Source organism: Streptomyces sp. NPDC046716 (genome assembly GCF_040645755.1).
In the GTDB taxonomy this organism is placed as follows: Bacteria; Actinomycetota; Actinomycetes; order Streptomycetales; family Streptomycetaceae; genus Streptomyces.
In genome coordinates this window covers 1-6505 of record NZ_JBEYYU010000127.1, presented here as the reverse complement: position 1 = coordinate 6505, position 6505 = coordinate 1, and the positions used below count along the sequence as shown (strand labels likewise).

The window sequence follows — 6505 nt, the reverse complement described above, 5'->3', positions numbered from 1 at the left end:
AGAAGCCGCGCTTCTTGTCGGGCGCGTACTCGGCGATGAAGGTCGAGGCGCCGCCGTACTCGCCGCCCGTGGAGAAGCCCTGGATCAGGCGGAAGCCGGAAACGAGAAAACCCGCCCCTCGGCCGGAGGGGGCCGGGCCGAGGGGCGGGTGAACCGCGGAGCTGGTGTCAGCCCATGTGCGGGTACGTGTAGTCGGTCGGCGGGACCAGCGTCTCCTTGATGGCGCGGGTCAGCGTCCACCGCATCAGGTTCTGCGGCGCACCGGCCTTGTCGTTCGTACCGGAGGCACGGCCGCCACCGAACGGCTGCTGGCCGACGACGGCACCGGTCGACTTGTCGTTGATGTAGAAGTTGCCGGCGGCGTAGCGCAGCTTCTCCATCGTGTACGCGGCGGCGGCACGGTCGTTGGCGATGACCGAACCGGTGAGCGCGTAGTCGGAGACCGACTCCATCTGCTCCAGGACGGCGTCGTAGTTCTCGTCGTCGTAGACGTGGATCGCCAGGATCGGGCCGAAGTACTCCGTCGTGAAGACCTCGTTGGCCGGGTCGGTGCACTCGATGACGGTCGGGCGCACGAAGTAGCCGACGGAGTCGTCGTAGGTGCCACCGGCGACGATCGTGCAGGAGTCGTCGGCCTTCGCGCGGTCGATCGCGGCCTTGTTCTTGGCGAACGAGCGGTCGTCGATGAGGGCGCCGATGAAGTGCGACAGGTCGGTGACGTCACCCATGGTGATGCCGTCGACCTCGGCCGCGAACTCCTCCTTGAACCCGTCGTTCCAGATGGAGGCCGGGATGTAGGCGCGCGAGGACGCGGAGCACTTCTGGCCCTGGTACTCGAAGGAGCCGCGGGTCAGGGCCGTCTTGAGGACGGCGCGGTCGGCGCTGGGGTGGGCGACGACGAAGTCCTTGCCGCCGGTCTCGCCGACGAGGCGCGGGTAGGTGCGGTACTTCTCGATGTTGGTGCCGACCGTCTTCCACAGGTGCTGGAAGGTCTTGGTCGAACCGGTGAAGTGGATGCCCGCGAGGTCGCGGTGGTTCAGGGCCACGTCCGAGACGGCGATGCCGTCGCCGGTCACCAGGTTGATGACGCCCTTGGGCAGGCCGGCCTCCTCCAGGAGCTGGAGCAGCAGGAAGGCGGCGTGGGTCTGCGTCGGGGACGGCTTCCAGACCACCACGTTGCCCATGAGGGCGGGGGCGGTGGGCAGGTTGCCCGCGATGGCCGTGAAGTTGAACGGCGTGATCGCGTAGACGAAGCCCTCCAGCGGGCGGTGGTCCATGCGGTTCCACACGCCGGTGGAGTTCGCCGGGGGCTGCTCGGCGAGGATCTGGCGCGCGTAGTGGACGTTGAAGCGCCAGAAGTCGACGAGCTCGCACGGGGTGTCGATCTCGGCCTGCTGGGCGGTCTTCGACTGGCCGAGCATGGTGGAGGCGGCCAGCGTCTCGCGCCACGTGGTGGAGAGCAGCTCGGCGGCGCGCAGGATGATCGCGGCGCGGTCGTCGAAGGCCATCGCGCGCCAGGCCGGGGCGGCGGCCAGGGCGGCGTCGATCGCGTCCTGGGCGTCCTGGGTGGTGGCGTTGGCGTAGGTGCCGATGACGGCCTTGTGGTTGTGCGGCTGCACGACGTCGAAGCGCTCGCCGCCACCCATCCGCTTCTCGCCGCCGATGGTGCAGGTCAGCTCGATCGGGTTCTCGGCCAGCTCCTTGAGCTTGGCCTCCAGGCGGGCGCGCTCCGGGGAACCGGGGGCGTAGCCGTGCACCGGCTCGTTGACCGGGGCGGGGACCTGGGTCACGGCGTCCAGCGTCATGGGTCCGTATCTCCTTCGGGGGGTCGGGGGAGTTGGGGACTGATCTACGGAAGCGGTGGGGCTCAGCCCTTGGTGAGGATCGAGCGGCCGAAGAACAGCAGGTTGGCGGGCTTCTCCGCGAGGCGGCGCATGAAGTACCCGTACCAGTCGGTGCCGTACGCGGTGTAGACACGCATCCGGTGGCCCTCGGCGGCGAGCCGCAGGTGCTCCTCGCTGCGGATGCCGTAGAGCATCTGGAACTCGTACTCGTCCAGCTTGCGCCCGGCCTGGCGGCCCAGCTCCTGCGCGATGGAGATCAGGCGCGGGTCGTGGGAGCCGATCATCGGGTACCCGTCACCCTCCATGAGGATGCGCATGATGCGGACGTACGCCTTGTCGATCTCGGCCTTGTCCTGGTACGCGACCTCGGCGGGCTCCTTGTAGGCGCCCTTCACGATGCGCACGCGGCTGCCGGCGGCGGCCAGGCGACGGGCGTCGTCCTCGGTGCGGAAGAGGTAGGACTGGATGACGCAGCCGGTCTGCGGGAAGTCCTTCCGCAGCTCCTCGTGGATGGCGAACATCGAGTCGAGGGTGGTGTGGTCCTCGGCGTCGAGCGTGACCGTGGTGCCGATGGCGGCGGCGGCCTCGACGACCGGGCGGACATTGGCGAGGGCCAGCTCGTGGCCGCCCTCCAGCGCCTGTCCGAACATGGAGAGCTTCACGGACATCTCGGCCTGCGGGCCGAGGCCGAGGTCCTTGAGGTGCTCGATCAGCTCCAGGTAGGCGTCGCGCGCGGCGTGCGACTGCTCGACGGTGGTGATGTCCTCACCGACGACGTCGAGGGTGACCTCGAGGCCCTTCGCGGCTGCGCCCTGAACGACCGGGATCACGTCGTCGACGGTCTCTCCCGCGATGAAGCGGTCGACGACCTGCTTGGTGCCCGGCGCCGCCGACACGAAGGCGCGCATCTTGTCGCTGCGCGACGCGGCGAGGATCAGGGGAGCCAGCACGGGGCACCTCCATGGAGCATGAGTGCGGATAGACCGAACCCGCGTAAAGCACGGATACCACTCATAGCGGGAACGGCACGTGGAACCACCGTGAAATCTAAGGATCCCTCCGATCCTGTGCCATTGACAGCTGTCACGCATCTGTGGCCGCGACCTCAGACATCTGTATGAAGGGATGCCTGAGGTGGGTGAGAATGGTGGGGTGAAGGGCGATTACCAGGAACTGGTCGACGAGATCTCGGCGCTGCTCGGCGCCCCCGCGACGCTGGAGAACCGCGATTTCCGGCTGATCGCGTTCGGCCAGCAGGTGAGCGCCGACGAGTACGACGAGGCGGCCCTGGACCCGGTCCGCACCCGCTCGATCCTCACGCGCGGCTCGACGCCCGCGGTCCGCGCCTGGTTCGAGGGCTTCGGCATCGCCCGCGCCACGGAGCCGGTGCGCATCCCGGCGACTCCGGAGGCGGGCGTGTACCGCGGCCGCATCTGTCTGCCCGTGCGCCATCGGGGGTTCGTGCTCGGTTACGTATGGCTGCTGGACGACGAGCCGGGCCCCGCCCAGGAGCAGCTGGACGCGGCGATGGAGGTCGCGGGCCGGATCGGCGCGCTCCTCGCGGACGAGGCGCAGGCGGGCGCCGACCTGACCCGCGAGTTCCACTCGGTGCTGACCGCCGAGCGCGGCTGGCAGCGGGACATGGCGGTGGCCGCGCTGCGTACGGCGCTGGGCACCCGGGCCGACGGGCTGCACGCGGTGGTGTGCGTGGCGCCCTGGCCCTCGGCCGACCCGGACGACGCGCCGTCGGTCCGTACGCTTCCGGCGGCGGACGCGCTGTGCACCGTCCCCTGGGGCACCACGGGCCAGTGCCTGGCGCTCCTGGTGCGGCTGCGCTCGTCGGAGGTGCTGACCCCGGCGCTCACGGCGGCGGAGAAACTGCGGGCCCGCGCGGGTGAGGGGCCCGTCGCGGCCGGCATCGGCGCCCCGCGCACCGATCTGGCGGAACTGGCGACGTCCTGGCAGGAGGCACAGGCCGCGGCCCGCACCGCGCTGGCCAATCCGCGGCTCGGGCCCGACGCCCGGTGGTCGGCGATCGGCCCGTACCGCCTGCTGACGGCGCTCCCCGCCGACTCGGCCCACGACCCGATCCTGACCGCGCTGCTCTCCCCCGCCCATCACCAACTGGCGCACACCGCCGAGGTGTTCCTCGACTGCGCGGGCCAGGCGGGCCGCACGGCGGCGGCCCTCGGCATCCACCGCCAGACCCTCTACTACCGCCTGTCCCGCGTCGAACAGCTCACCGGCCTCGACCTGGACGAGGGCGAGGACCGGCTGCTGCTGCACATGGGGCTGAAGGCGGCGCGGCTCTAGCGCGCCGCCTCCAGCAACTGGCGCAGGCCCTCGGTGAGTTCGTCGGCGGTCGGTGAGTAGCCCGGGTCGAAGGTGTGCTGGGCGACGAGCCCGATGACGAGCACCGAGAAGAACTTGCCGAGGGTGTCCACGCTCGGGTCGTCGGCCGGCGGCTCCTCCCCCATGACCATGCCGATGAAGCCGCGCCCCGCCTCGCGCTGGGCCGCCGACATCTGCTCGCGCAGGGCCGGCATCTTGTCGCCCATGATGATGAGCTCCATGCTCAGGTGCCAGATGGAGCCGGGCTTGCCGAGGCTCTCCGTGACGCCCCCGACCACGGCCCTGATCCGCTCCAACGATCCGGGCGCGCCGGGCAGTTCGTCCGGCGCGCCCCACTCCTCCGAGACCCCCTCCGCCAGCGCCACGTAGGCCTGCGCGAGCAGCGCGTCCTTCGAGCCGTAGTGGTAGCCGATGGACGCCAGGTTGGTCCCCGACTCCTTGACGATGTCGCGCGCGGTCGTCCGCGCGAACCCCTTCTCCAGCAGGCAGCGCTTGGCGCCCTCGAGCAGATCTTCTCGGTGTCCCATGCCCGGCACCGTACCCCGGATCCATACAGACGTCCTATACCAATGTTTTACACAGCCGTTCTATACGCTCGTACTAGACAGACGTTTAAGACAACCGTACAGTCCTGCTCATGACGAACCCGACGAGCACCACCACAGCCCCCAACTCCCTTGCGGGGCGCAAGGAATGGACCGCCCTGGTCGTCCTGATGCTGCCGCTGCTCCTGGTCTCCATGGACGTCTCGGTCCTCTACTTCGCGATCCCCCAGATCAGCGCCGACCTCGCGCCGACCGGCACCCAGCAGCTGTGGATCTTCGACATCTACGCGTTCGTGCTCGCCGGGCTGCTGATGACGATGGGCTCGCTCGGCGACCGCATCGGGCGCCGCAAGCTCCTGCTGACCGGCGCGGTGGCCTTCGGCGCCGCCTCCGTCTGCGCCGCCTACGCCGACAGCGCGGAGATGCTCATCGCGGCCCGTGCCGTGCTCGGCATCGGCGGTGCCACCCTGATGCCGTCCACGATGGCGCTGGTGCGCAACATGTTCCGCGACGCGGGACAGCGGGCGAAGGCCATCGGCATCTGGTCCGGTGTCATGACCGGCGGCATCGCCCTCGGTTCGGTGATGAGCGGCATCCTCGTCGAGCACTTCTGGTGGGGCTCGGTGTTCCTGGTCAACCTGCCCGCGATGGTGCTGCTGCTGATCCTGGCGCCGCTGCTGCTCCCCGAGTTCAAGGACCCGAACCCCGGCCGCTTCGACCTGGTGAGCGTCCCGCTGTCGATGGCCGCGGTGCTCCCCCTCGTCTACGGCATCAAGGAGATCCCGTCCGAGGGCTTCGAGCCGCGGTACGTGGTGTCGATCGTGGTCGGCCTCGTCTTCTCGCTCCTCTTCGTCCGCCGCCAGCGCCGGGCCGCGTCGCCGCTGATCTCCCCCGCGCTGTTCCGGCACCGCGGCTTCGGTCCGGCCGTGCTGCTCAACCTGATCTCGGCGTTCGCGATGCTGGGCTCGGCGTATTTCACCACCCAGTACCTCCAGGCGGTCCTCGGCAAGAGCGCGCTGGAGGCGGCCCTGTGGGCGCTGCTGCCCAGCGTGCTCATCGGCTGCGCGGCGCCCGTCGCCACCGTGCTCGTCCAGCGCGGCGTGCACCGCTCCACCGTCGTCGCGATCGGCTTCCTGACCAGCGCCTGCGGCTACGGGCTGCTGGCCCTCACCGGGACCGACTCCCTGTGGACCGTGCTGGCCGGGGCCGGCGTGCTGGCCTGCGGCGCGGTCATCGTCGGCGCCCAGCTGACCGATCTGGCGCTCGGCGCGGCCCCGGCCGAGAAGGCGGGCGCGGCCTCGTCCCTGCTGGAGACCGGGCAGGAGTTCGGCGGCGCGCTGGGCATGGCGGTGCTCGGCTCGATCGGCACCGCGGTCTACCGGCACGATCTGGCCGGCGCTCCGGACGAGGCCCGCGAGACGCTGGGCGGCGCGCTGGCCCTGGCCGGGCGGTCGCCGGGGCAGGCGGGGTCGGCGCTGCTGGCCGCTGCGCGGGAGGCGTTCACCAGTGGGATGCATGTGGCGGCGTTCGCCGGGGTCGGGGTGCTGCTGGTGGCGGCGGTGCTCGCGGCTCGCGCCCTGCGCCACTCCTCGGCCGACGTCGCCGCGTGATCTCGTCTGCGGGCCGGTGGGGGCTGGTCGCGCAGTTCCCCGCGCCCCTGAAGGCATGCGCTGCGCGCAGCCTTCCCCTGGGCGAGCGAAGCTCGCTTCAGGGGCGCGGATCTTCCGGCGCACGCTGCGGCTGCCCCACGGCACCGGCGTCGTC

5 protein-coding genes and 1 pseudogene are annotated in these 6505 nt (G+C 70.7%); 2 read left to right on the top strand and 4 right to left on the bottom strand.

Annotation, left to right across the window (positions count from 1 at the left end; translation table 11 throughout):
* The 3 genes and pseudogenes from ABZ930_RS41165 to ABZ930_RS41155 form a co-directional block, all read right to left on the bottom strand.
* Nucleotides 1–106, bottom strand: a pseudogene (locus tag ABZ930_RS41165) (MFS transporter); the annotation flags it as partial.
* Nucleotides 107–167: 61 nt separating this feature from the next.
* Complete coding sequence (gene pruA / locus ABZ930_RS41160) at nucleotides 168–1799, bottom strand: L-glutamate gamma-semialdehyde dehydrogenase (protein ID WP_361560683.1); 1632 nt, start codon at nucleotides 1797–1799, stop codon at nucleotides 168–170.
* Nucleotides 1800–1867: 68 nt separating this feature from the next.
* Complete coding sequence (locus tag ABZ930_RS41155; protein ID WP_361560680.1) at nucleotides 1868–2794, bottom strand: proline dehydrogenase family protein; 927 nt, start codon at nucleotides 2792–2794, stop codon at nucleotides 1868–1870.
* 175 nt (nucleotides 2795–2969) lie between these two features.
* On the opposite strand from ABZ930_RS41155, the gene ABZ930_RS41150 reads away from it, so the two are divergent.
* On the top strand, nucleotides 2970–4157 hold the full coding sequence (locus ABZ930_RS41150) for a helix-turn-helix domain-containing protein (RefSeq protein ID WP_361560678.1): 1188 nt from the start codon (nucleotides 2970–2972) through the stop codon (nucleotides 4155–4157).
* On the opposite strand, the gene ABZ930_RS41145 is transcribed toward ABZ930_RS41150, so the two are convergent.
* On the bottom strand, nucleotides 4154–4723 hold the full coding sequence (locus tag ABZ930_RS41145) for a TetR/AcrR family transcriptional regulator (RefSeq protein ID WP_361560675.1): 570 nt from the start codon (nucleotides 4721–4723) through the stop codon (nucleotides 4154–4156). The genes ABZ930_RS41150 and ABZ930_RS41145 overlap by 4 nt on opposite strands.
* A 110-nt stretch (nucleotides 4724–4833) precedes the next feature.
* Here ABZ930_RS41145 and ABZ930_RS41140 point away from each other — a divergent pair, with 110 nt between their 5' ends.
* On the top strand, nucleotides 4834–6351 hold the full coding sequence (locus ABZ930_RS41140) for an MFS transporter (RefSeq protein ID WP_361560672.1): 1518 nt from the start codon (nucleotides 4834–4836) through the stop codon (nucleotides 6349–6351).
* Nucleotides 6352–6505: the final 154 nt, after the last annotated feature.

Coding starts and splice junctions, on each gene's coding strand:
- ABZ930_RS41145 (WP_361560675.1), bottom strand. CDS start 4,723: ATGGGACACCGAGAAGATCTGCTCGAGGGCGCCAAGCGCTGCCTGCTG.
- ABZ930_RS41150 (WP_361560678.1), top strand. CDS start 2,970: ATGCCTGAGGTGGGTGAGAATGGTGGGGTGAAGGGCGATTACCAGGAA.
- ABZ930_RS41140 (WP_361560672.1), top strand. CDS start 4,834: ATGACGAACCCGACGAGCACCACCACAGCCCCCAACTCCCTTGCGGGG.